This is a genomic window from Hyphococcus sp., assembly GCF_965267305.1.
GTDB lineage: Bacteria > Pseudomonadota > Alphaproteobacteria > Caulobacterales > Parvularculaceae > Hyphococcus.
The window spans coordinates 2,394,435-2,417,920 of sequence record NZ_OZ253945.1 but is presented as its reverse complement, the minus strand read 5'-3'; the positions used below and the strand labels follow the sequence as shown (position 1 = coordinate 2,417,920).

Sequence of the window (23,486 nt, the reverse complement as noted above, 5' to 3'; positions counted from 1 at the left end):
CTAGAGATACCCCAGCTCCGTCAGCATCGGCCCGCCGGCTTCTTCGATCTGGCGGATGACCTCCGCCTGCATGACGCGGCGATGGCGGCCGATGCGGGTCGCGGTCACCGGCGCCAGCATCAGGGGCAGGCTGTCGCGCTCAAGGCCGAGATAATCGTCATTGGCGAGCGGCGGCCCGAAACCGTCCGCAGGCGGCCAGCCGACACCCAGAAATTCGCACACCGCCTTCATGGCGCTTTCAGGCCGGCCGGCGAGGTCTTCATAGCGCAGGCGCAGGATGCGGCCCTTGGGGCTCAGCTTTTTTTCGGCGGCGAGGCCGGCGCCCGCAAGCCCCGACCAGTACGCGATCGCCGCCATACGGTCGCTGACATGCGGGAAGGGGCGGCCGGTTGTCGGGTCGCGCCAGCTTCTCTCGAGCAGCGAGGCCGTCACGTCTCGCCCGTCCCTCACCACATGAATGAACTTCGCGGCGGGGAGGATTACGGACAGCGCGTCGAAGGCGGCGACATTGAGGCTGGTTTTCTCGACGATGATCCGCGTTTCATTTTCTGCACGCAGAATGTTTTCGAGAAAGCGGCCCATGGTCTCTGCGACATAGTCCGGCTTCAGGTCGAAGTAGTTTTCGTGGAGGCCGCCGAGCGATTGCGCGTAATTGCGCCACTGAAACGCAACGGCGGGCGCGGCGCCGGTGTCAGGTCCGGCGAGGATCGCCGGGTGGCGCGCCAGCATTTTACGCAACAGCGTCAGACCGCTGCGCGGACAGCCGCCCGCAAACACGAGCCCCTGTCCGGGGCGCTGCGAAGATATGGGCGCGCCGGAATGTTCCGGCGGCTCAGACATAGCCATAGCGTTCGAGCCATGGGCCCGCCGCTGCTGTCACGCTCGCCACCTGGCCCGGCGCGAGATCCTTGCGCCAGCGGCCGATGGCGGTGGTGTCGATAGGTTCTGCGACGCGCGCCGCGCTCGCCTCGTTTTCGCCTTCTAGCGCATCGAAAGCGCGATCGTGAAAAAGGGCGAGGTTCGGCGTCGGCTCGCCGAGAAAAGCGAAAAGCTTCGTAATTTCCGCCGCCGGGTTGCGCACGAGATCTTCATAGCGCAGCGAATAAAACCGTTCGTCGCCGTTCATGTGGTTGTCATTGGCGACGCTCGCCGTCCATAGATTGGCGGCGGCGTGGGGGTCGATGGTGACCGCAAGGCGCCCGCCCGTGCGGTCGTCGCGCCAGTTCATCTGCAGAAGCGACGACACGACGTCGCGGCCGTCGCGCACGATGCTGATGAGATAGGCTTTTGGAAAAAGCCGGCGCAAAGTTGGGAAATGCAATGCGTTGGTCGGGGTTTTCTCCGCGGCGCGCTTTGCGCCGGACTTCTGTGTCGCCGGTCCGAGAAATGCGGAAACCGTCTGCGCCGTCGCCTGATCGAGGCGATCCGCGCCGACGCCGTATCCTCTTTGCAAGGCGGCGCCGGATGCGCCGGCGATATTATCGCGGAGCGCACAGAGCGAGGGAATGACCCGAAGCTCCGGTCCGCAGAAAATATTGCTGCTGGCGCCGATGATCGCGCGCAAAAGGGTTGTCCCCGATCGCGGCGCGCCGCCGATCAGGATCAGATTGTCGCCAGTGTTCATGAAGCGCCGGATTTTGTTGTTACGTTCAAAGACACCCTTTCAGCGAACGGCGTTCCGCGAAAGCATGGATCAGATGACCGGTTATTTTTGCACGCCGAAGCGAAGACGATTGGAAAGAGAGCGCAGGCGCTTTTGACGAAGACCGGGTCCCGCCGCGAAAACCGCCGCCCGGCGGCGGGCGCGTCGTCGTCTTCAGATCATTTCGTTAGAGGATCCCAGCGCCGGCCCAAGGAGCGCCGGAGGAAGGTGAGAAAAGATAATTTATGAAATTTTTCAAACAGTTGACGCCTTCACGGCGGGTCGCTTATGGATCGCGCGGACGGTCCAGGGCTTGTGACGGCGTTAACACATCCTTTCGCTAAAACGGCCAAGTTCGCGTTTACCGTGTTACAGTCTTTTCAATCTATGTGTCCCGGCTCATGCGCATCGCCTTTCTGACGCCCCTTTGGCCGCCTTCCATGGCGCAAAACGGCATCGCCACTTATGTTGATGTTATGACTCGCGCCCTGGAGCGCAGAGGGCATGAATGCGTCGTGATCGCCATGTGGCCGCTTGGGGAAAACAACGATCCGCGCATGCGGCGTCTGCGCGGCCCCCGGCTCAACGGGGCCGAGAAACTTCTGCGCCGCGTGCGGGGGCGGATCGAAGGCGAACAGACCTTTGACTACAATCTTTTCGGACGGGGCATCGCCAATTCGCTCTCCGACGCTGACGCGGAGAAGCCTGTCGACATTATCGAAGCCGAGGAAAGTTTCGGGCTTGCGCGCTATTGCGTCGGCGCATCAGGGGCGAAGGTTATAGTGCGCTCTCACGGCCCGCATTTCCTGGTTCACCAGGGCCCGTTTGAAAGGGGAGACCGGCGCCGCGTGCGCAAAGAGGGGCGCGCCTTCAGGGATGCCGATGGAGTGTGTTTCCCGTCCGGTGCGCTGCGCGATGCAGTCGCGGCGCATTACGGCGCAACCTTTCCCGTCAGCGCAGCCTATCCCAATCCCATCGATATTCCGCCTGAAGCGGAGGCATGGAGCCTTGACGGCTGCGACCGCAACACGATCCTGTTTGTCGGCCGCTTCGACGCCGTGAAAGGCGCCGACGTCGCGCTCAAGGCGTTTGAGCGTGTGGCGGAAAACCGGCCCGGGATTCGCCTCGTCATGGCGGGCGTCGATCACGGTCTTCGCGGGCCGGATGGAGAAGTTCGAAAGTTCGATGAGTATGTCCGCGCCAACGTTCCCGAACGCCTGCGCCCGCGAATCGATTTTCTCGGGCCCGTTCCGAGGAATGAAGTGCCGCACTTGCGGCGGCGAGCGCTCATAAACTTGACTGCATCGCGCTATGAAACCTTTCCTTATGCGGTGACGGAAGCGCTGGCGCTCGGCGCGCCGGTTGTTTCAACAGCGACGCCCGGTCTTGCGGAATATATGTCCGATGACGAAGACATCCTGTTTGCCCCGGTTCGCGACGCTGAAACCCTCGCCTGGAAAATAAGCTCTTGCCTTGAGGCGCCGGAGCGCGCTGCACAGCTAGGCGCAGCGGGGCGGGCGACGGCGGAACGGCTGTTTTCTCCCGATGCTGTCGCCGATCAGGCCGAAGCGTTTTACGGACGGATTGCATCCCGCACGCCCCAGCTTGGAGCGGCCTGCTCATGAGTCCTAATCTGGTCGCTGTCGTCCTGACGAGCTTCGCGGCGTGCGTTGTTCTCGCGCTGATGCCGAAGCAAGACCGCTCTTTCACGATCGCGGTTTGCGCGACTTGGATCATTGCGGCGGCGATCGCATTTTTCCTGTCTGACGCGGCGCTTGTTTTTATCGCGCTGTTTATCGGCCTCGCCATCCTCGGGGCGCTGAGCCCGCGCGGCGCCGTTTTCCTTTATCTTGGCGCGGTGGCGGCGCTCCCAGTCGGCATGACCTACCAAGTGCCGATGGTGGGGCTCAATTATCTCATCAGTCTCGATTACGCGAAACTGGCGACGATTGTCCTTCTCGGCCCGGCATTTCTCAAAGCGGCATTTACGCAGGCGCCGGCGTCTTTGCGGAGCGTAGGCAATCTGCTTCTTTTCTTTGTGCTTTTTACCGGCGTTATGTCGTTCCGCGATCTGCCCTTCACCAGCGTGCTGCGCACGATCTTCGATCTCTTCGTGTTGATCTACGTTCCGTTTTTCACCATCAGCAGAACATTGCAGACCCAGAAGGATATCGAATGGGCTTTGCGCGCCATGTTGGCGTCGTTTCTGATGATGTCGATGATCGGCGCCATCAGCGCCTTGCGGAGTTGGAATTATTACGCCTCTCTTGAGGATGTGACGTCGGGCAAGGCGTATTTCGATATGCGCAACGGTTTTGTGCGGGTTGGCGCCACGGTGATCCCCGCCTTGCTCGCCCTGCTTTCGGCCGCGGGAATCCTTCAGGTGTTTATGTTGCGGGCGGAGAAAAAACTGTCGCCGCTTTACGCCTACGCGGCGATCGCGATTCTGGGGTTCGCCTGTTTCGCCACCGGCACGCGCGGCGGCTGGATGGCGGCCATCGCCTGTTTCGGCGGTTATGCGGTTCTTTATTACGGAAGCGCGGCGATGCGCCGACTCGCCTATGTGGCGGCTTTTATTTGCGTGATCGTCGGTTTCAATCTGGTGTTCAGCAACAGTGAAGTCCTGAACGATGAATATGGCACGGTGAACTATCGAGCCGAGCTTATTCGCACGAGCATGGCGCAGATTCAGGAACGTCCGCTCTTCGGATCGAGCGACATTTTCAACCTCCCGCGGTTTCAACATCTGCGCCAAGGCGAAGGTATTATCGATCTCGTCAACGCCTATATCCAGATTGTCCTGTTCTACGGCCTTGTGGGGCTTGGCTCGCTTGTCGGCGCCCATGCGCTCGGCGCCCTTGGCGGGCTGAAGGAGTTGAAGCTGATGCCTGACCGCAAAGCGATGACCCTTGCCCAGGCTGGCCAGCGCCGCACCCTTGCGTTCCTTCTCGCTTTTCAGGGCGGTTATCTCGTTCTTATCGCCACGATCAGCTATGTGGCGCAAGTGCCTCATTACGGTTATTTCATTCTGGCCGTCCTGGTGGCGCAGGTGCGCGTTTTGAAACGACAGCGGCTTTCAGTTGAGGAGCCCGCAATGACGGACGCCGGCTGGGATGAGGCGAACCTTGACGAAGACCGCGTCGAAAAAGACGAAGCGCGCGGCGGCGACAACGCCGTCATTCCGGCCCATAAGCCGCAGACGGGTCCGGTTCCTTATGGAGCGCGCTTTGTTCGCCGCCAGTAACTTTCGCTCTATTGCAATGCGCGTCCGCCCTGTGCTCGGGGACGGATCGACTCTGTTGATCTGCTCTCACGTTGCGCAACTTCTATTGCGCATTGTCAGCAGCATGATCGTCACGCGCCTTTTGTCGCCTGATGCCTATGGCGTCATCGGGATCGTCACCTCTATATCATACATTCTGATCATGGTGTCGGATATGGGGCTGCGCGCCTACATCATTCGGCACGAACACGCAGGCGATGAGTTGCTGCAATCCGTTTGGACCGTGCGGTTCATTCGCAATGTCGTCATTTTCGCGATCATGTTTATCGGCGCCGGCTTTTTCGCGAGCCTTTATAACGCGCCGAACATCGCACTCGCCATTCGCGTTTGCGCCGCGCCGTTTCTGATTGACGCCTGTTCAAGTCTTGCGGGCATCACGACGGAGCGCAGACGCGGCGTCGTCAGGCTCACGGTGATTGAGTTCAGCCGTTTTCTTCTTGTAACGGCGTCCACCATTATCGCCGCCTATTTTCTGCGCAATTACTGGGCGATTGTGCTCAGCATGTTCGTGGGCTCGCTTTTCAGCCTGATCGTCAGCTATACGCTGTTGAAAGGCCCGCCCGTGCGGTTCCGGCTCGAAGCCGAGCATGTGCGCGATCTCTGGAGTTTCTGGCGCATCATCATTCCGTCGAGCATCATCACGCTGATCCTGACGCAGACGAACACAATCGTCATGGCGCGATTTTTTCCCTTGGAAGAGCTCGGAAAGTTCACGATCGCATTGACGCTAAGCTCGGCGGTTCTGGGAGTGTCTTCCGAATATGTGATGCGAGTATTTTTCCCGCGCTTCGCTGAAGCCAACAGGATCGCCGTGGAAAACTCGAAGCGTCTCTATTACAGCGCGCGGCGCTCCGTCATGCTGTTCTTCGCTTTCGGCATCGGCGGATTGATCGGCGGCGGCGAGCTGCTCATACGCATTCTCTACAACGACGAATATCTCGGAACAGGCGTCTACCTGTCGCTATTGTGTTTGGCGCCGCTGGCGCGTCTTAGCACGATGTCGGCGGAGCAGGCGATTATCACCAGAGGCTTCATTGGCGTAGCGCTAAACGCCAATATGATTCGGCTGGCATGGATCGCCATTGCAGGACCGCTCGCCTATATCTATGCGGGCCCGCTGGCGCTGATCGCCGCCTTCTGCCTCGCCGAGGTCGCCGCGATCCCTTATTTTTTCTGGCATTTAAAGCGCTTTGACCTCTTGAAGATTCGCGAAGAACTCTTCCTGGCAGCGGCGATGCTAGCCGGCGCTGCAATAGGCTACGCCTGCTATGCGACAGCCGAATCGCTCATCGCGTCGGGCGCCATTCCAAAATTTTAGATCGCTCTCGAACGCCGTTGAAAAGACGGAAGGTCTTAAGAGCAACGCCGCCTTCCGATCGTTAAAAACTAATTAAATCCTGCGTCCGGAAATTTTAAGAAAGTTTCATTTCCATTCCTACGCTCGTTCCGGCAGTAACTCAGTCGGATTAAGCCTTTTTCAGTGATCTCGCCCTACTAAGGTTTTGGTTAACCTTAACGGCGGTTACTGCTTTCCGGGGGAGCAATGGCCGTTAGTCGAATGGGTGCGTGTAATGATCAGGCTTCAGACGATTCTGCTTTCTGGCGCCGCATTTTGCGCTGTCGTCCAGAACTCAGCCGTCGCGACTCCCGAAGATCCCAAATATTACGGTTCCGTATATCCCACTGAGACGGTTGAGCCTGTCCGGCAAGCATCTCTGCAAGAGCCGCCGCTACAGACGGTTGAGCAGCCGGCGTCAAGGTCGAGACCGCGCGCGGGCATTGACCCGAAGCTTGAAAAGGCGTTGGGCGCAGCGGGTTATCTCGTGTCCCAGGAAAATACGGCGGCTGATTTCAACGCCGCCGTGCGGCGGGCCGTCGGCCGTCATCCCGCCTATCACGCGCAAGCCGCCAATCTCGATGAGGCGGGCGCGCTCCGCCGTCAGGCGAAGTCGGCGCTTTATCCCCAGCTCTCGACCCAGCTTCGCGGGGACTATTCCCTGACGCGCGATTTCGCCGCCGACACCGATAACGTCGTTGAATCCTTGCGCCCGCGCGAACAATTTACTGCGGGCGTTTCCGCGTCGCAGCTGATTTTCGACGGCGGCGCCACTATCAACCGCATCAGAAGCGCGCGCTCTCTCGATGAGGAATATCGCAACGCGCTGGAAACGCGAATCAACGATCTCGCGCTGAATGCGCTCACCGCCTATCACGACGTCGCCGCGCATCAGGCGCTTGCCGCCTTCAGCCGCGATTTCATCAAGCGCCAGGAACGGATCCTCGGCGATGTCAAAGAACGCGAGCGGCTGGGCGCCGGATCGAAGGCGGATGTCTACCGGGCTGAGGCGCGGCTTGCCGCGGCCCGGGCGCGGCTTGCGGAAATCAATGAAAGCAAGCGCCTCGCTGATGTCCGCTATGAAGAATTTTTCAGCGAGCCGCCCCCGCTGCTGGCGCGTCCTGCTTTCGATACGCCCGATGTGACAGGGCGCAATGACACGATCGCCACGGCGCTTGAAGTCAATCCGGAGATCGCCGCTGCGGAGGCGCGCGCCGATGCGCGCCAGGCCGATTTCAAGGCGGCGCAATCTTCGCGCCTGCCGGAAGTGCGTCTTTCCGTCGACGCCGTGAAATACGATGTCTTCGATACGGGCGATGATTTCGATGTCCGCGCCGGCGTCACGGTTAATTACAACATTTTCGGCGGCGGCGCCCGGGCGGCGGAAATTTCGCTCGCCCGTTCGCGCGCCAAGCGCGAGCAGTTCAACGAAGCGCAGGTCAAGCAGGACATCGCGCGCGAAGCCGCCGTCGCCTATGAGCGGCTTCAGGGCGCGGATGAACGTCTCGCCGCGCTCGGCGACGCCGTCATCGCTCATGACGTCACGCGCGATCTTGTGCTGGAGCGCTACAAGCTCTCGCGCGGCGACCTGATCGACGTTTTGCAAGCGGAAAACGACTATTTCGAAGCGGGCGTCGCCTATGTCATCGCGCTTTCAGGGCGCGACATGGCCAATTACTCGCTGATGGAGCACACGGGCGATCTTTTGCGGCTGTTCTCGCCGCAGAACGAGTATCAAAACGGAGTTTCTGGGGCGTTTAGATGATAAAACAGGGCTTCCTGAAAGACCTCGTCCCGACGGAGCACTGGCTCTTCGGGCCATTGCGAGACAATGCGAAAATTTACGGGCAGACGGTGCTGGCGGCCGCCGTCGTCAACATTCTCGGGCTCGTTTCGTCCTTCTTCATCATGACCGTCTATGACCGCGTGTTGCCGAACCAAGCGGTGGAGTCGCTCATCGCGCTCACCATTGGCGTCGTCCTCGCCCATGTTTTCGACTTCCTCTTAAAGTCTTTGCGGGGCTATTTCATCGACATCGCCGGCCAGCGTCTCGATGCGACCGTCGGCGCAAGCGTTTTCGACAATCTCATGTCCATGCGGCTCGATGCGCGCCGCGGGGCGACGGGCGCCATTGCCGGCCTCGTCAAGGAATTTGAAAATCTCCGCGACTTCTTTTCGTCGGCGACTCTGGTGGCGATTGTCGACCTGCCGTTTATTTTGCTTTTCATCGCAACGATAGCGCTGATTGGCGGGCCGATTGCGTTCATTCCGCTGATCGGCGTTCTTCTCGCCATCGCGTCAGGGGTCATCATCCAGCCGCTCATCATGAAGCGCACGCAGCAGGCGATGGCCGAGGGCCACCACAAAAACGCCGTGCTGATCGAAACCCTTGGCGGGCTTGAGACGATCAAGAGCGTCAAGGCCGACGGGCTGATGCGCGCCCGCTGGCGTTCGGGCGTTGCGCGCCACGCAAAAATTTCCGCCATCGGGCGCTTCCTCAACCAGTTCGCCGTCAATGCGTCGGGTTTTGCGCAGCAAGCGAGCCAGGTAGGCGTCGTCGTGGTCGGCGTGTTCCTTGTGGGCGCTAATGAAATCACCACCGGCGCGCTGATCGCCAGCGTCATTCTGACGGGCCGCGCCATGGGCCCGCTGGGTCAGGTCGCGTCGCTCTTGAGCCGGGTCAATGGCGCGCTTGCTTCTTACAAATCGCTTAATACGCTGATGACGGCCCAAAGCGAGACCGACGCCACGCGCCAATATCTCTCGCGTCCCGAATTGCAGGGCAAAATCGAGTTCCGGGATGTCAGCTTCGCCTATCCGGGCGTAACGACGAAAGCCCTCGACGACGTCTCCTTCACCATCGAGCCGGGGGAACGGGTCGCCATTCTCGGGAAGAACGGGTCCGGAAAGAGCACCATCGTCCGCCAGATCACCGGCGTTTATCAGCCGACGGAAGGCTCGGTTCTGGTCGACGACACCGACATCCGCCAGCTTCGCCCATCGGATTTGCGCGCCAATATCGGCGCCGTCTTGCAGGATGTTTGTCTCTTCTCCGGCTCGATCCGCGAGAATATCGCGCTCGGCCTCGACAATGTCACTGACGAAGACATCCTGCTCGCCGCGAAAATCGCCGGCGTCCATGACTTTGTCGGCGCGACCGCAGGCGGCTATGACCAGCATCTTTCCGAACGTGGCGAGGGGCTTTCCGGCGGCCAGCGCCAGGCGATCGCGCTTGCGCGCGCGCTGGCCCCCAAGCCGTCGATCCTGCTTCTCGACGAACCGTCGAGCGCGCTCGACGCGCAGGCGGAAGCGGCATTGATTGCAAAGCTTCATCATGCAACGCGCGGCCGCACGCTGCTCATTGTCACGCACCGCATGTCCATGGTGCGGCTCGTCGACCGCATCATCGTTCTCGACCGGGGCCGCGTTCTTGTCGACGGGCCGCGCGATACGGTGATGCGCGCCATGGCCTCGGCGCGCCAGTTGAAGACAAAGCGCATCACGGCGTCGAAACCGAAACTCGTTTCCTCCACAAGGGCGGCGTAAGATGGCGGGCAATGAGCTGACGCATCACAGGCCTGCGCCTCTCGCCGACGTGGATGAGGCGATGCCGATTGAGCCTGCCAAGGCGGCGCAATATCTCCTCTATATCATCTGCGGTCTTGTCGTCCTGACGCTTGTCTGGGCGTCGCTCGCAAAGCTCGACCGCGTCACGCGCGGCCAGGGCTGGGTCGTCACCTCGAACCAGCTTCAGGAGCTGCAATATCTCGAAGGCGGCATCGTCAAGGAAATCCTTGTTTCCGGCGGCGATCATGTGGAAGCCGGCGAGATTCTTGTAAAGCTCGATCCGACCCAGATGAATGTCGCTTATACGCAAGGCCAGGAAGGCTACAATGTTCTCGCGGCGAAAATCGCGCGTCTCGAAGCCGAGGCCAAGCTTGAGCCGTTGTCTTTTTCAGACGGGTTCGTGAACGCAGCGCCAGGCGCCGTCGCCAATGAGCGCCAGCTTTACAATGCGCGCCAGGCGGAGCTTACCGCGTCCCTCGACATCGAGGAAAGAAAGCTCGATCAACGCAAGAGGGCGCTCGACGATGCAAGGGTCGCGCTCGAGACTGCGAAAGATGCGTACACGCTGGCGGCGGAAGAGCATGCGATCATGCGCAAACTGGCGGCCAAAGGCATCGAACCCCAGGTCGAACTTTTGCGCGCCCGCCAGCGCGATGCGGCGGCGAAAGGCGAAGTGCAGCGCGCGGAAATCGCCGTCAGCCGCATCGAACTTGAAATCGCAGAGGCGCAAGGCGAGATCGACCGTATCCGCAAAACTTTTTCCGCCGCTGCGGCGGATGAGCTCAACAAGGCCAAGGCCGAACTCGAAGAGCTGAAAGGCGAATTGCCGGCGCTGCAGGACAAGGTCGCGCGCACCGATGTGCGCGCGCCGGTCGCCGGCGTGGTCAATCGCGTCCTCGTCTCAACCATTGGCGGCGTCGTGGCGCCGGGCGAAACCATTGTGGAGCTGGTGCCGAGCGAAGATACCCTGCTCGTCGAGGCGCGCATCAAACCGTCCGACATCGGCTTCCTGAAAATCGGTCAGGATGCGCGCGTATCGATCACGGCGTATGACTCCTCCGTTTACGGTTCGCTCGACGGCACCATCGAGAACATCAGTCCCGACGCTATCGAGGACGAAAAGACGGGCGAGCGTTTCTACAACATCACAGTCAGGACTGCGGCGGACGCCCTCGCCAGCAAGAAGGCAGGGGATCTTAAAATCCTGCCCGGCATGGCGGCGGAAGTTGCGATCCTCAACGGCAAGCGCACGGTTCTCGCCTATATCGTCAAGCCCATGTCCGCCGTCGGCGAAAAGGCGCTACGGGATAAATAGGCCCTGATCGCGACAGCCTTGCAGGCGGCGGCGCGCGCAGCGTAAACAGCCCTATGAACTCGTCTGCGCCGGCCGTTTCGGTCATCATTGTCAATTACAATTCCGGGCCGCGCCTCCGGCGCTGCCTCGATCATCTCGTTGCGCAGCACTTCCGCGATTTTGAAATCCTTGTCGTCGATAACGCGTCGTCGGACGATTCCATAGCAAAGGCCCGCGAAGCGCATGCGGACATTCACCTTATCGAGGCAGGCGCTAATCTCGGTTTTGCGGCGGCCAACAATCTAGCGGCGAAATCGGCGAAGGGGGAATGGCTCGCATTTCTGAACCCCGACGCCTATGCGGCGCCGGACTGGCTCGAAGCGCTTTTGAGAGGAGCTGAAGCCTACCCGGATATCGACGCCTTTGGCTCGACGCAGATCGATGACAAGGACCGCGACAGGATCGACGGCGCCGGGGACGTCTATCACGCCTTTGGTTTCGCCTATCGCGGAGGGTTCGGACAACCCGTCAGCGAGCTGCCGCCGGAAGGGGAGTGCTTTGCGCCTTGCGCGGCCGCCGCGATGATCCGCAAGGAGACTTTTCTAAGGCTCGGCGGATTTTTCGAGCCTTTCTTCTGTTACAGCGAAGATGTGGATTTCGGTTTTCGCATGCGCCTCGCGGGCGCGCGCGCTATGCAACTGCGCAAAGCCGTCGTTTATCACGAAGGCTCGGGCGTCACGGGCCGCCACAGCGAATTCACCATTTATCATGGCCACCGCAACCGCACCTGGACCTGGTATCTCAACATGCCGCTGCCCCTTCTCATCGCGACGGCGCCGTTTCATTTCCTGCTCGATCTATTGCTGTTCGCGATGACGGCATTGCGCGGGGAGGGCAGGGCCTATTTGCGCGCGCTGCGCGACGGCTATGGGGGGCTGCCGGGATTGTCGGCGGAAAGGCGCAAACGCCAGCAGGAGCGGACAGCGTCTGCGGCCGACATTGCGCGCGCGCTCGTCTGGTCGCCCGTGCAGCTGTTGCACCGTTCGCCGCATATCCGCGAAAGCTAGCGCGACGTCAGCGATCCCGCTGGCGGGATTTTTCGAGAATGGCGACGCGCGCATGCAGCGTCGCCATCTCTTCATCTAAGCGCTGAAGATGGGCGAGGATTGCAAATCTTGCGTAAAGACCAGCCGCGGCAGAGAGAAGCCCTGTCAGGACGAGGATGACAACGCCCGCGCCCGTCAGCGGGGCCGGTTTCGACGCGGCGAGCCAGAGGAAGGTCGCGAAAAGAACAGGCGTTGCAACAATAAGTCCCTTGACGCCATAGGTTTTCAGAAAGGCGCGCAGCCTGTCCGAAGACGTCATGGTCGCAGCAAGCGGCTGCCCGGGCATGGCCTCAATGTCCTCTTTCGCCGGGGTCGGGGCGACGCCTGTGGTCAGAAAGGCGTCTATGTCGATAAACGGAAAACAGCCGACGCCGGAGGCGGGGTTGCCGTTGAATGTTTGGACGCCTGCCGTCTTAAGGCTTTGCGCGGCGCGCCGCCATGCGTTGAGATGGAGGTCAGGCCGAGGGTTCGGCAAGTTGAATCGGTCGCCCGGCGCCTGATAACCTTCAAAATAATAGTTGGGATTGGCGCCGTCGCGCACGATCTCAAGTTCGATTCCCTCGCGCCGCGCCGCGCCTTCAACCACCTCTTTGTAATTGGCGTCGACGCCGAGAAGCACGATCTGTTCGTAGCCGAGGCTCGCCGCCCAAAGCGCCGCATGACTGCCCGTCGTGATGGGCGTGATGTTCAAAAGCGGCGTTTGGAGGCGCGCCTCCTCATAGATGACGATGTCAGGGCTATGTCCGATCGCCCCCATGGCCTCGACGAGGTTGGCGCGCAGAAGAAATTTCCGGATCCGGCCTTCTTCTATCAGCGCCGCGATCTCATCCTTGTGCGACAGCCCCACGACCGTATCGAGGCACGAATAGTAACGCGGCCGCCAGTCGATCTGCCGCCAGTGCCGGTAGGCTGCATTGAGGCCGATTGTGGCGAAAGGGGAAAGGCAGCGAAGGTCGATAGCAGCGAGCGAGGGGCCGTTCCCCAGCACGAAAGCGGTTTTGTCGCCGGGCCGCACGAGAGCGTGCGCCTCAGGGCGGGGGGTGATATTGGCGAGCTTTGCTTCCGTCTCGGCTGACATGGCTTCCCTCATTGCTCTAGTCTGTCGGCGGGTCAAGCTCTGGCGTTTGGCCCTCCTTCCTGACCAGCTGGTTTTGCGCGCCGGACGCGGGTTGAGCAAAGGGAGCGATCCGTTTGGCTGGCATAGTTGTTTGTTTTTACTGGCGGTTTGCTTTTCTCTGTGAGAAGGATATAGCTGCGGCCAAGAGATGATTGCGCTATATTTACACATTGGGGCATCGCCGCCGGCGGTTCGGGGATAATTGGGAAAGATCATGACGGAGCAGCAGGGGCCCGCCAGGGGCCCGGCGAGTGTCGGGAAAGCTGCGTTCTTTAGCGAAAAGCAGTTCCAGTGCGGCGCTTCCATCGCCGCTTTGCGCGTCGCCGTTGAAATGTCGCGTCGCGGTCTGGACGTTGACTATCACTTTCAGGAGGCCAGCAAGAGCCCGTATCTTCGCGACTTGTACCCAAGCGTTAGATTCAACCGTCTCACGGCGCTTCATTCCGAATACGCCCAAGAAGCCTATGAGGAAGCGAAAGCCTTCGGGCCTCATATTGCGAAAGCCGCAGGGGTCCGCCTGTTTGAACAGAATCTGCGCATGACGCTCAAGGCCGGCGATGTCGATGTTGCGCATATCCACAATTACTCGGGATCGCGGGAAACGATTACATCAATTGCCGAAAGCAAACCCCTGATCTGGACTATGCATGACACGAGTCCGGTCACAGGGTATCACTACCGCACCTATGACCTTAATGAAGAACCACTGGAATACAGGGCGAAAACCGCACCGGCCAGCGAGGCGTTCTGGGCAAGCCTCAAAAACAAGCCGTTTTGTCTAACGGCGCCCAGCGAATGGCTTGCGGGTTATGCAAGAGCCTCGGTTCCGGACCATATCCGCGTGCGGATGATCCCGAACATGCTCATGTCGAACACGTTCTACCCGATGAACAAGTCTCTGGCCCGCGCGCTTGTGGGGCTGCCGGAGGATGGTCTTTTCATCCTGTTTTTTGCAGGAAAAGGAGCCTGGCAGCGGAAAAACTTCGAAATCATCGCGCGCGCTTTTGCGAAGGCGCCTGATCTTCCCATCAATATCGTCGTTGTCGGCGGGGTCGCTGACGGGCGGCTTGTGCGGGACGGCAGAATGATGTTCCGGCAGGGGTATGACCCGGCTGTCGATGCAGCGAAAATCGTCGCGCTTTATAATGCTGTCGACGCGTTCTGCATTTCATCGCTGATCGACAACCTGCCGAACACTGTCCTTGAAGCCATATCATGCGGGCGCCCCGTTATTGGCGCGAATGTCGGCGGCGTGCCCGATATGGTTGAGGACGGCGTGAACGGATGGCTGTTCGACCCCCGGGACGTCTCCTCCGCCGTCTCGGCGCTGCGCCGGTTCCATCAAGATGCTGGCCGCCTGGATGAGATGGGGGCGGCTTCTCTAAGGATCGCCAAAGCGCGCTACAGCCGTGAGGTTGTGGCGGACGCTTTTCTTGACCTCTATACGGAACTGCGCCAGTCCTATCTCGGCGCGCAATCGAAAATGGCGCTATCCGCTTGATGGCGGCTTCCTCAATTTGAGAGTTAATCGAAGTGCTTATCTGGTTGTTTGTGTTCGCTGCAATTGGCCTGGCCATCGCTGTCGCCGGGTATGTGATGCTGCGTTTGAAGCCTGCGCTGATATTCCTGCGCGACAGCTATAACAAGTTGACTGCAGAATTGAGCCTTGCGGGCGTCAGGGAGTCCGATTTCGACGAAACCGGATGGCGCAATGACGAGCGGCGCCTTTCGCGCATGCTCGACAAGCAGGAAGTGGCGTCCAAGCAGATGGCCAAAGAATTAGCCGATGCGAATGCGGAAATCGGCCGGACGAAAAAAACAGTATCGAATATAGAAAAGGAGCTAAGGGGAGGCGACGATGCTTCGGCCAACGCGCCTACGCGGCTCGACAAACTGGAAGCGACATTGACGCGCCATACCGGCGCTAATGCGGCCAAAAGCATTTCTCATTCCCGCTTGTTGTCGGAAGAGGCTTGCCGCCGCGCGCTGGAAGAGCTCTGTCCCGCCCTCAGCCTCGAGTTCACCGAGCGGCATCTTTATGGTCTGGCCAACAGGGTTTGCATCCTTGAAAGCCAATGCCATGGCCGGCTGGCCACATCAGTGGACGCGATGCTGATGCGTTTGCTCGCCGGCATGCATGTAGCGCAACAACCCGGAGGCGTCTTTCGGCTTGTTGAGATCGGCGTGCTTTACGGAGTTGGCTCGATCGCCCTTTTCGACGCCGCAAGGTTTTATGCGAAGGACGCGCGGATGACGCTCATCGATCCCCTTGAGGGCTACTACGCGCCGGGCACATATGATTATTGCTCAACCAAACCTGTGTCGCGGGCGGTGCTGGAGGAAAATCTCAACATCTGCCGCATTCCCATGGAGCAGGTCGAAATCATTCAGGGAAAAAGCGAGGCTGCGGAAGTTCTTGAAGCTGTCGCCGGACGGGAATTCGACATGCTCATTATCGACGGGGATCATTCACGGGAAGGCGTCAAGCGCGATTTTGAGAATTACTATCCAAAATTGCGTCAGGGCGGCCTGGCGATTATTGACGATTACGGCGTAAAGGAGTGGCCGGAAATAAAAGCGTATGCGGATGAAACGGTTTTGCCGCGCGCGGATGTCCAGCTTGTTTATAAGGGCTCGCGCACGCTTTTGTTGCGCAAGATCTGAATTCAAATTGTGTAGACGCCGTTTGCGGATAGTTTTGAAATGCAGTTGATCAAATACGCGCAGTCCTGGCTTAAGCATAAGCGAAATCCAAAACCGGATAGCCATGTAGCGCCTTACAAGCAATTCTGGAATCCGTCTGAGGCGGAAAAACGCCGCTTGGCATTTCGTTACCGTATGGCCGGCGACGGTTTCGCCGTCACGGAGAACGAACGGCGCATCCTGTCATGGAAAGACGCTTATAAAGGAAAGCGTTGTTTCCTGATCGGCAACGGGCCAAGCCTGAACAAGCTCGATCTGACGAAGCTGAAAGATGAAATAACGATTGGCGTCAATTCAATCTATCTCAATCAGGAAAAGATGGGTTTTCTGCCGACCCACTATGTCATCGAGGACAGGTTCGTTGCGGAAGACAGGGCTGATGAAGTCAATGCGATGACCGGGCCGCAGAAGTGGTTCGGGAATTACCTGCAATACTGCCTTAAAGGCGACGACGTGAACTGGCTGAATGTGCGCATGCGCTATGACCAGCACGAATTGTTTCCGTTCTTTTCCACGAACATAGCGAGACAAGCCTGGACAGGCGGCTCCGTCACCTACATCTGCATGCAGCTTGCTTACTTTCTGGGCGTGAAAAAGCTCTATCTTGTCGGATTTGATCACCATTATATTGTTCCCGATGACGCCAAGGTTGAAGGCCTCGATATTACGTCGCAATCGGACGATCCGAATCACTTCCATCCGGACTATTTCGGCAAGGGGTATCGCTGGCACGATCCCATGGTTGACCGGATGGAGCTGGGCTACAAAAAAGCGGGCCTGTTTTTCGAACGGGACAACCGGGCGATTTATAACGCAACGGCGGGGGGAAAGCTGGAGTGCTTCGAGCGGGTAGACTACAACTCCCTTTTCTAAACGTGGCGCTGGCGAGGAGCTGATCCGCCTTTATGGTCTTCTCGTCGTTCGAATTCATTTTTCTGTTTTTGCCGGTCGCCTATGGCGTCCTGCTGGCGCTGACCCATTACCGCGCGTCCCGCTGGGCGATTATCTGGCTTATCGGTGCGTCTCTATTTTTCTACGGATATTGGGCGCCGATCTACCTGATCCTGATTGTGCTCTCGATCCTGGCGAATTTCGCCGCAGGGTACTTCCTCGACCCGGAACGCGAAACGCCGAAACAGCAGCGGCGCGCCTATCTTATTGCGGCGGTCGCTGCGAACCTTCTGCTGCTCGGCTATTTCAAATATCTGGTGTTTTTCGCCGATACGCTGCGGGCGTTGAAGGTCGCCGATTTCGACATCGGGCCCATCATCCTACCGATTGGCATCTCCTTCTTCACTTTTCAGCAGATCTCCTATCAGGTAGACCGCTATCTCGGCAAAGTCGGCAATAAAAGCTTCCTGAATTACGCGCTCTTCGTCGTGTATTTTCCGCAGCTTATCGCCGGCCCCATTGTCCATCACAAGGAGATGCTGGACCAGTTTCAGGAAGGCCGCGGGTTCAGGCTTTCCTTCGACAATCTATCCTATGGGACGACCTATTTTGTGCTGGGGCTGGCGAAGAAAACATTGCTTGCGGACCCGCTCGCGGTCCACGCGAATGCAATCTTTGCTGCGGCTGAAAGGGGGGTTGCGCTCACCACGGCTGACGCCTGGACCGGCGCGCTGGCTTATACCGGCCAGCTTTATTTTGATTTCGCCGGCTACTCCTCCATGGCGATCGGTCTTGCGGCGATGATCGGCGTGAAGTTGCCGCTGAACTTCAACTCTCCTTACAAGTCGCTCAGCATTCAGGAATTCTGGCGGCGCTGGCATATCACGCTGTCACGGTTCCTTCGGGATTATCTGTATATTCCCCTTGGAGGAAATCGTCATGGCGAGGTGCGCCGTCTTCTCAATCTGATGCTGACCATGCTCATCGGCGGTTTGTGGCATGGCGCCGCCTGGACGTTTGTGGTCTGGGGCGGCCTTCATGGCGCTTATCTGGTGGTGAACCGAGCGTTTGACGTTGTCGCAGAAAAATTTGCACCCGGCTTGTTGAGCACCATTCCCGCAAAAGCCGCCGCGTGGCTATTGACCATGCTGTCGGTCGTGGTTGCCTGGGTGTTTTTCAGGGCGACGTCTTTTGAGTCTGCTTTCGCCGTCTTGCGGGCGATGTTCGCCGCAGGCCCGGAAGGCGCGGCGTCGAGGCTTACGCTGACGGCCGGCGACTGGGCGCTGTTCCTCGTCGCCGGTTTCTTCGCCTTCATTGCGCCGAACGCGGCGCAGATCATGCGCTATGACGCGCCAAACATAAAGACGGATTCGATCAAGCGCTGGATGACGTGGCGTCCGACCGCCATGGCTGCGGTTGCTGTCGGCATCCTTGGTTTCTTTGCTATTCTCGCCACGCAGAAAAACAATGAATTCATCTACTTCCAGTTCTAGCGCGCGCAAGCAGGAGCGCAGCTATTTCTTCATCATGTTGGTGGTGATGCTGGGAGCCCTCGCATTTTCCGCAGGCCTTGTATGGCTTGTCGACCCCCTGCAGCTTTTCCGGAAAGCGAGTTTTTACCCGGCGGTGATTACCGCCGACGAACGCACGCAAAATGCAGGCCTGTTGCGGAATTATCCGGCTGAAAACCTGATCATTGGAAGTTCCCTGTCGCAATCCTGCCGTTCGGACGATTTCGAGGCGGCGCTTGGCGGCGACTTCCTGCGCCTCTCTGCGGCGGGCATGACGGCGAAAGAGCTCGGATTTTATATTGATCAAAGGATCAGGCGGCAGCCGACGAAACGCATTGTGCACATTTCCTACTGGTTCACTTTCGCCCGTCAGGGCGCCGGAGATTACCGTCAGGAGTTTGGCGGCTTTCCGGAGCACCTTTATCTCTTCCGCCCCTCGGATCGCCTGAAATATCTCGTCAATGTAGACAATATGCTTCAGTCCACGGACATTCTTTTGGAGAGGGTCGGCCTGCGCAGCCTTGAGCGCATTGATTTTATCGACCGCAACAGCGGCGAAAAAGACCCGAAGCGCAAACCGGGCGCCGCCTCCGTCGCCCGGCTCTATGCCCAGATCGCCAATGGGCGCAAGCCTGACGCCAATTTCCTGTCAGCCGAGCGCGCCCGGATGGAGCAAACCTTTGAACAATATTACGCGCCCGCGATCGCCGCGCATCCCGACGTTCATTTCGACATTATTTTGCCGCCCTTTTCAGTCGCCTATTACAAGGCTTACGCCGCCTCCGGCGTTTACCGCCTGAATACGATCCTCAAGTTCCGGCGAATGCTGATCGACCTCGCCGCTGAATATCCCAATGTGACCTTGCATGATTTTTCGGGAAATTATGACGTGATTACGAATTACGATCTCTATTTCGACACGCACCATTTCACGAGCAAGGGCTGCAGCCTGATCGCAAAGGGGCTCGCCGCCGCCCCGGAGGGCGCCTCTGCGGAAGCGATCCTCGCGAATGAAAGAAATCTGAGAGCCTGGGCCGAAAGCGAGCCTGCGCCGAGGCCCTGATCGGGCCTATACAGCCCAGCCGGTCTGTGACAATAAAGGGCTGATTTCAGACCTGTTTCGCCCGAGTTGTGAGAGCCGCCGCCCATGCGTGAACCGCTGTTTTTCCGTCAATATGGATATGATCCCGCTCGCGTGCCGAACGCATGGCTTGCGGAAAAAGACGCCGGCGTTTCCAATATAACGCAGGCTGAAGCGCGGACCGGCAAGACCATCGGTTATCCGGGCTGGCTTCTGCTCTATTCGCTTCTGCTCAGTCATTTTCGCCCGGACGGTGAAAACATCATCGTGGAAACCGGCACCAATGTCGGCTGTTCTTCAATCATGTTGGCCCAGGCGCTGAAGGATGCGGGCGTGAACGGCAAGGTTCATACGATCGAGATCGACCCGCAGACCGCCGAAAAGGCGAAAAACAATTTTCGCGATGCGGGCGTCAGTGATTACATTCAGCAATATGTCGGCGACGCCAAGGCCGAACTGCAAAAGCTGTTGCCGTCTTTGCCGCGCCTGCGCGCCGCATTTCTCGACGGCTCGCACGATGAACCGGACGTCATGCGCGAGTTTGAACTCGTAGAGCCGCGCCTCGATGACGGCGCGCTGGTTTTCTTCGACAACACTTATGAGATCGCCGAAGCGGGGGAAGACCGCCGCGTCAATGGCGCCTTGCGCGAAATCAAAAAGCGCTATGGCGGCAACATCATCAATCTTGAATTTGTCTCATGGTACACGCCCGGCTTCGCAATCTGGCAGCGCGACGCCTTCACCCTGAACGGCATTGTCCAACTTTAAAGACGCGCCGCGGCGCGTCCCAAAGCCTTATGTCGCAAGAGCTGGCCCCTACATATCTGTCGCATAGCAACAGCCGCCGGCGGGCCGGTTTCGGAGAGGCTCTGCGTCAAACCGCGCATGACCTGGCGTCCAACCGCTGGTATGTGGTTCAGACGTTCCGGCGCGACTTCGCCAGCCAGACAAGTTTCACCCGTGGCGGCGCCTTCTGGAATTACGTTTTGCCGCTTGTCCCTGTCGGCGCCTACGTCTTGCTGATGGCGATGCGCCTCTTCCCCAGCTTCGGCGCCGTCAACGGCGTCGTCTACATCACCATGGGCGTCACCTTGTGGTTCCTCTTCGCCGGACTGGTTCGCGCACCAATCACGCTTCTGGAAAAGCAGTTTACGGCGCTCGCCAAGTCCAACACTCCGATCATTCCCGCTATTGTGGCGAGCATTGCGCAGCTCGCCTTTGAAACGCTTTTGCGGCTGGGGCTTGTTATCGTTGTTTTTGCTGTTTTTCAGGGCGTCCCCTCATGGCGGGTCATCTTTGCTGTCCCAATGATCGCCGTCGCGTGCCTGCTTTTCTTCAGCATTGGTCTGGTGCTGGGGCTTTTCAATCTGGCGTATCGCGATCTTTCGAAAATCGTAGGCATCTTTCTGACATACGGTTTGTTTTTTAGCGGCGTGATATTTCCGATGGGGTCGGGCGCCATCATCACGCGCATATTGGCGTTCAATCCATTCTATGTGTTCATCGAAAATATCCGCAGATGTTCGGTTGGCGAGCCGGTCATCTACTTATGGTCAATCGCAGCTTTCGCGGTCGCGGCTGTTGTCATCTTCCTTATCGCGATCAGGTTTGCTTATCGGGCTGAACTTCGCTTGCGGGGCTGGGTCTGATGCTGCGGGAAGGCGAGCTTGTCCTCAGCGTTGAGGATGTTTGGAAACGCTATGCGTCCTCAACGGCGGCAAGCCAGAAGCACGCCGGCGCCATCCTTTGGGACGCTTTTGCCGGGTTCGGCGTACAGCCGGGCAAAGTTCCGCCTGGAGAAAAAAATGTTCTTTGCGGCGTCAATTTCACGCTGCGAAGGGGCGAGGCGCTGGGCGTTATCGGATTTAACGGATCGGGAAAGACGACCCTTCTTCGACTTCTGGCCGGTCACATCCTGCCCGACCAGGGGCAGGTCCGGATCGCCGGCGAGACAGGGGCGATGATCGACCTGACCGCCGGCATCAAGGATACCATGACGGGCCGGGCCAACATCTACCTTCGCTCTGCGATCATCGGGCGCAAGCGGGAGGAAGTCGCGGCGAATATTGAAGAGATCATTTCATTCACAGAACTCGGCGCGGCCATCGACGCGCCGGTCTATACATATAGCGCCGGCATGCGGATGCGGCTTGCCTTTGCAACCACGGTCTTCATGAATCCCGATCTGCTTCTGGTGGATGAGGTGTTGTCGGTCGGCGATTTCAAATTCCGTCAGAAATGCCTGGAGCGCATTCGCGCGCTGCGCCAGCATTCGGCCTTTGTGCTGGTCTCTCATTCGATGAATGACATCAGCCGGTTTTGCGACAAGGTGATCGTGCTTGAAAAAGGCTCTGTGGTCTTTTCGGGCGAACCTGACGAAGGCATCGCATTTTATCATCGCGCGGCGGAGAAAAAAGCGCCCGCAAAAGCGCCGCGCATGGGCAACGAGCTGGGCGATTTCATTCACAAGGAACACGCCCTCGCAGACGTTTTCGCGGAATGGCGCAACAGTGAGGGCGCTCCCTGCGATAAAGTCACGGCGGGCGGTCAGGCGTTTTTGAGCCTGAAGTTCACGCCGTTGCGTCCCATGCGCAATCTCATTATCGGCGTGCCGATTTTTTCCAAGCGCGGAGAAATGCTGACGGCGCTTTCAAGCGACCAGATGCAGATCAAACTGGATCATGAAGTCGGCGCCCCCATGGAAGTGGAAATAGAGGTCTCCAATCTGCCCTTGACGCCGGGCGCCTATCGCGCCGTGGTGGCCATTGTGGATGGCCCGGAGTTTCTCTATCGCCAGCAAATCGGCGACATCACCGTTTATCGCGGCAATCTGCCCAAATATTGGGGGGATTTCGTGATGTCGCAAAAATGGACCACAAAAAGTTGACCGGCCCGATGGGCGGCCCCAATAGTATCGTCTCAACGGCAGAGGAAGGTTTATGCCATACAACACAAAGATCCCCGGCCAGCAGAGCGATTTTGAATTGCGCGCGATTGAACTCGCTGCATCGCTTGTTCCCGAAAATGGGCTTGCCGTTGAGATTGGCAGCCTCTTCGGACGGTCAAGCTGGGCCTGGGCCAAGAGCATTCCGGAATCTGCGAAGCTCGTTTGCGTCGACCCCTGGGAGCCAAGCCCCGGATCGACGCCGCTGGAGCAGCGCTATGGCGTCAAATATTCCCTAGAGACGTTCCAGAAACATCTGTCGGACTGTCCCAATGTGGAAGCCGTGCAAGGTTATAGTCCCGATGCGGTTCAGGGATGGGATAGGCCCATCGACCTCTTTTTCGAAGACGCCGTGCATCGCAATCCGATTTTCGAACAGAACATCAATTTCTGGTCGTCGCATCTGAAGCCCACAGGAGTCGCCAGCGGCGATGATTACCGGCCGCGCTATCCGGATATTGTCAACGGCGTCAACAAGCTCGCCAAAAGCCTTGGCCGCTCCATCATCACCGTGGATTTTTTCTGGTGCGTGCTGCCGTCGGAAAAAGAACTTCCGGGCGCAGGGCTTGCGGCCGAAAAGCTGATGGCCCTTTCCAAAGAGGCTTATGACTTCAATGTCAGCGAGATGCCGGTTGTCTTTGCCGAGCCGCTATCCGTGTTCAAAACCGTCAAGATCAACGAGCCGCGCAAGGTGAAAGTCCGCGTTTGCAGTTTCTATGCGGATAATTGGCGCCCGGCGAGCGATGGACGCAAAGTCGAGATGGCGGTGCGCGTTTATCAGGAGGGGCGCACGAAGGAGGCGCCGGTGGCGGAGAACCGTGTGACGCTCGACACGAGCGTTCTCTATCCCGATCAGCCGATCGAGTTCGAGATGGAGCTCCCGACGCGGAATATGAAGCCGGGCAAGCATTTCGCCCTTTACGGCGTATTCGATGAGAGCGGCGAGCAATTTATGAGCGAGCGCCGCGGCGTGCCGCACTTCATTCCCTATGAATATCTGAAGTAAGCCCT

19 protein-coding genes are annotated in these 23,486 nt (G+C 58.9%); 16 read left to right on the top strand and 3 right to left on the bottom strand.

The features are described from left to right. Nucleotides 1-846 carry a sulfotransferase family protein gene (locus tag ACQY5P_RS11345; protein WP_428406979.1) on the bottom strand — a complete coding sequence of 282 codons (846 nt, stop codon included), beginning with the start codon at nt 844-846 and terminating at the stop codon, nt 1-3. Then, nucleotides 833-1,624 (bottom strand): sulfotransferase family protein, encoded by a 792-nt coding sequence (locus tag ACQY5P_RS11340; RefSeq protein WP_428406978.1) that lies wholly within the window; start codon nt 1,622-1,624, stop codon nt 833-835. Before ACQY5P_RS11340 ends, ACQY5P_RS11345 begins: the two co-directional genes overlap by 14 nt. Before the next feature lie 458 nt (nt 1,625-2,082). Between ACQY5P_RS11340 and ACQY5P_RS11335 the strand changes: the two genes are divergently transcribed. The 7 genes from ACQY5P_RS11335 to ACQY5P_RS11305 all read left to right on the top strand — a co-directional run bounded on the left by ACQY5P_RS11335 (nt 2,083) and on the right by ACQY5P_RS11305 (nt 12,189). Next, nucleotides 2,083-3,267, top strand: a complete 1,185-nt coding sequence (locus ACQY5P_RS11335) for a glycosyltransferase family 4 protein (RefSeq protein ID WP_428406977.1) — start codon at nt 2,083-2,085, stop codon at nt 3,265-3,267. Beyond that, nucleotides 3,264-4,886: an O-antigen ligase family protein gene (locus tag ACQY5P_RS11330; RefSeq protein ID WP_428406976.1), complete on the top strand. Its 1,623-nt coding sequence runs from the start codon at nt 3,264-3,266 to the stop codon at nt 4,884-4,886. The genes ACQY5P_RS11335 and ACQY5P_RS11330 overlap by 4 nt, the downstream gene beginning before the upstream one ends. Beyond that, the gene (locus tag ACQY5P_RS11325; RefSeq protein WP_428406975.1) at nt 4,858-6,243 is read left to right on the top strand and encodes an oligosaccharide flippase family protein; all 1,386 of its coding nucleotides are present in this window, start codon (nt 4,858-4,860) and stop codon (nt 6,241-6,243) included. Before ACQY5P_RS11330 ends, ACQY5P_RS11325 begins: the two co-directional genes overlap by 29 nt. Nucleotides 6,244-6,496: 253 nt before the next feature. Then, nucleotides 6,497-8,026 carry a TolC family protein gene (locus tag ACQY5P_RS11320; protein WP_428406974.1) on the top strand — a complete coding sequence of 510 codons (1,530 nt, stop codon included), beginning with the start codon at nt 6,497-6,499 and terminating at the stop codon, nt 8,024-8,026. Continuing rightward, a complete protein-coding gene (locus ACQY5P_RS11315) occupies nt 8,023-9,807 on the top strand; it encodes a type I secretion system permease/ATPase (RefSeq protein WP_428406973.1) in 1,785 nt (594 codons plus the stop codon). The genes ACQY5P_RS11320 and ACQY5P_RS11315 overlap by 4 nt, the downstream gene beginning before the upstream one ends. 1 nt (nt 9,808) lies before the next feature. Then, nucleotides 9,809-11,143: an HlyD family type I secretion periplasmic adaptor subunit gene (locus ACQY5P_RS11310; RefSeq protein WP_428406972.1), complete on the top strand. Its 1,335-nt coding sequence runs from the start codon at nt 9,809-9,811 to the stop codon at nt 11,141-11,143. Between the two features lie 53 nt (nt 11,144-11,196). Continuing rightward, nucleotides 11,197-12,189, top strand: coding sequence for a glycosyltransferase family 2 protein (locus ACQY5P_RS11305; RefSeq protein ID WP_428406971.1), 993 nt, complete (start codon nt 11,197-11,199; stop codon nt 12,187-12,189). Nucleotides 12,190-12,196: 7 nt separating this feature from the next. Here the strand turns inward: ACQY5P_RS11305 and ACQY5P_RS11300 are convergent, their stop codons facing one another. Then, a complete protein-coding gene (locus tag ACQY5P_RS11300; RefSeq protein ID WP_428406970.1) occupies nt 12,197-13,306 on the bottom strand; it encodes a hypothetical protein in 1,110 nt (369 codons plus the stop codon). Nucleotides 13,307-13,559: 253 nt separating this feature from the next. Between ACQY5P_RS11300 and ACQY5P_RS11295 the strand changes: the two genes are divergently transcribed. The 9 genes from ACQY5P_RS11295 to ACQY5P_RS11255 all read left to right on the top strand — a co-directional run bounded on the left by ACQY5P_RS11295 (nt 13,560) and on the right by ACQY5P_RS11255 (nt 23,481). Next, nucleotides 13,560-14,846: a glycosyltransferase gene (locus ACQY5P_RS11295; protein WP_428406969.1), complete on the top strand. Its 1,287-nt coding sequence runs from the start codon at nt 13,560-13,562 to the stop codon at nt 14,844-14,846. Between the two features lie 32 nt (nt 14,847-14,878). Continuing rightward, a complete protein-coding gene (locus tag ACQY5P_RS11290; RefSeq protein ID WP_428406968.1) occupies nt 14,879-16,009 on the top strand; it encodes a class I SAM-dependent methyltransferase in 1,131 nt (376 codons plus the stop codon). A gap of 39 nt (nt 16,010-16,048) precedes the next feature. After that, the gene (locus ACQY5P_RS11285; protein WP_428406967.1) at nt 16,049-16,921 is read left to right on the top strand and encodes a 6-hydroxymethylpterin diphosphokinase MptE-like protein; all 873 of its coding nucleotides are present in this window, start codon (nt 16,049-16,051) and stop codon (nt 16,919-16,921) included. Between the two features lie 32 nt (nt 16,922-16,953). Next, nucleotides 16,954-18,432 carry an MBOAT family O-acyltransferase gene (locus ACQY5P_RS11280; RefSeq protein WP_428406966.1) on the top strand — a complete coding sequence of 493 codons (1,479 nt, stop codon included), beginning with the start codon at nt 16,954-16,956 and terminating at the stop codon, nt 18,430-18,432. Then, on the top strand, nt 18,407-19,513 hold the full coding sequence (locus ACQY5P_RS11275) for a hypothetical protein (protein ID WP_428406965.1): 1,107 nt from the start codon (nt 18,407-18,409) through the stop codon (nt 19,511-19,513). Before ACQY5P_RS11280 ends, ACQY5P_RS11275 begins: the two co-directional genes overlap by 26 nt. An 84-nt stretch (nt 19,514-19,597) precedes the next feature. Further along, nucleotides 19,598-20,299, top strand: coding sequence for an O-methyltransferase (locus tag ACQY5P_RS11270; RefSeq protein WP_428406964.1), 702 nt, complete (start codon nt 19,598-19,600; stop codon nt 20,297-20,299). 29 nt (nt 20,300-20,328) lie between these two features. Next, entirely contained in the window at nt 20,329-21,180 is an 852-nt protein-coding gene (locus ACQY5P_RS11265) for an ABC transporter permease (RefSeq protein ID WP_428406963.1), read from the top strand. Next, nucleotides 21,180-22,418 (top strand): ABC transporter ATP-binding protein, encoded by a 1,239-nt coding sequence (locus ACQY5P_RS11260; protein ID WP_428406962.1) that lies wholly within the window; start codon nt 21,180-21,182, stop codon nt 22,416-22,418. The genes ACQY5P_RS11265 and ACQY5P_RS11260 overlap by 1 nt, the downstream gene beginning before the upstream one ends. A 52-nt stretch (nt 22,419-22,470) precedes the next feature. Then, nucleotides 22,471-23,481: a class I SAM-dependent methyltransferase gene (locus ACQY5P_RS11255; RefSeq protein WP_428406961.1), complete on the top strand. Its 1,011-nt coding sequence runs from the start codon at nt 22,471-22,473 to the stop codon at nt 23,479-23,481. Nucleotides 23,482-23,486 lie beyond the last annotated feature (5 nt).

What these genes read in the sequence shown, in the direction of transcription:
- ACQY5P_RS11345 (WP_428406979.1), bottom strand. Translation starts at nt 846, where the DNA reads ATGGCTATGTCTGAGCCGCCGGAACATTCCGGCGCGCCCATATCTTCG.
- ACQY5P_RS11340 (WP_428406978.1), bottom strand. Translation starts at nt 1,624, where the DNA reads ATGAACACTGGCGACAATCTGATCCTGATCGGCGGCGCGCCGCGATCG.
- ACQY5P_RS11335 (WP_428406977.1), top strand. Translation starts at nt 2,083, where the DNA reads ATGGCGCAAAACGGCATCGCCACTTATGTTGATGTTATGACTCGCGCC.
- ACQY5P_RS11330 (WP_428406976.1), top strand. Translation starts at nt 3,264, where the DNA reads ATGAGTCCTAATCTGGTCGCTGTCGTCCTGACGAGCTTCGCGGCGTGC.
- ACQY5P_RS11325 (WP_428406975.1), top strand. Translation starts at nt 4,858, where the DNA reads ATGGAGCGCGCTTTGTTCGCCGCCAGTAACTTTCGCTCTATTGCAATG.
- ACQY5P_RS11320 (WP_428406974.1), top strand. Translation starts at nt 6,497, where the DNA reads ATGATCAGGCTTCAGACGATTCTGCTTTCTGGCGCCGCATTTTGCGCT.
- ACQY5P_RS11315 (WP_428406973.1), top strand. Translation starts at nt 8,023, where the DNA reads ATGATAAAACAGGGCTTCCTGAAAGACCTCGTCCCGACGGAGCACTGG.
- ACQY5P_RS11310 (WP_428406972.1), top strand. Translation starts at nt 9,809, where the DNA reads ATGGCGGGCAATGAGCTGACGCATCACAGGCCTGCGCCTCTCGCCGAC.
- ACQY5P_RS11305 (WP_428406971.1), top strand. Translation starts at nt 11,197, where the DNA reads ATGAACTCGTCTGCGCCGGCCGTTTCGGTCATCATTGTCAATTACAAT.
- ACQY5P_RS11300 (WP_428406970.1), bottom strand. Translation starts at nt 13,306, where the DNA reads ATGTCAGCCGAGACGGAAGCAAAGCTCGCCAATATCACCCCCCGCCCT.
- ACQY5P_RS11295 (WP_428406969.1), top strand. Translation starts at nt 13,560, where the DNA reads ATGACGGAGCAGCAGGGGCCCGCCAGGGGCCCGGCGAGTGTCGGGAAA.
- ACQY5P_RS11285 (WP_428406967.1), top strand. Translation starts at nt 16,049, where the DNA reads ATGCAGTTGATCAAATACGCGCAGTCCTGGCTTAAGCATAAGCGAAAT.
- ACQY5P_RS11280 (WP_428406966.1), top strand. Translation starts at nt 16,954, where the DNA reads ATGGTCTTCTCGTCGTTCGAATTCATTTTTCTGTTTTTGCCGGTCGCC.
- ACQY5P_RS11275 (WP_428406965.1), top strand. Translation starts at nt 18,407, where the DNA reads ATGAATTCATCTACTTCCAGTTCTAGCGCGCGCAAGCAGGAGCGCAGC.
- ACQY5P_RS11270 (WP_428406964.1), top strand. Translation starts at nt 19,598, where the DNA reads ATGCGTGAACCGCTGTTTTTCCGTCAATATGGATATGATCCCGCTCGC.
- ACQY5P_RS11265 (WP_428406963.1), top strand. Translation starts at nt 20,329, where the DNA reads ATGTCGCAAGAGCTGGCCCCTACATATCTGTCGCATAGCAACAGCCGC.
- ACQY5P_RS11260 (WP_428406962.1), top strand. Translation starts at nt 21,180, where the DNA reads ATGCTGCGGGAAGGCGAGCTTGTCCTCAGCGTTGAGGATGTTTGGAAA.
- ACQY5P_RS11255 (WP_428406961.1), top strand. Translation starts at nt 22,471, where the DNA reads ATGCCATACAACACAAAGATCCCCGGCCAGCAGAGCGATTTTGAATTG.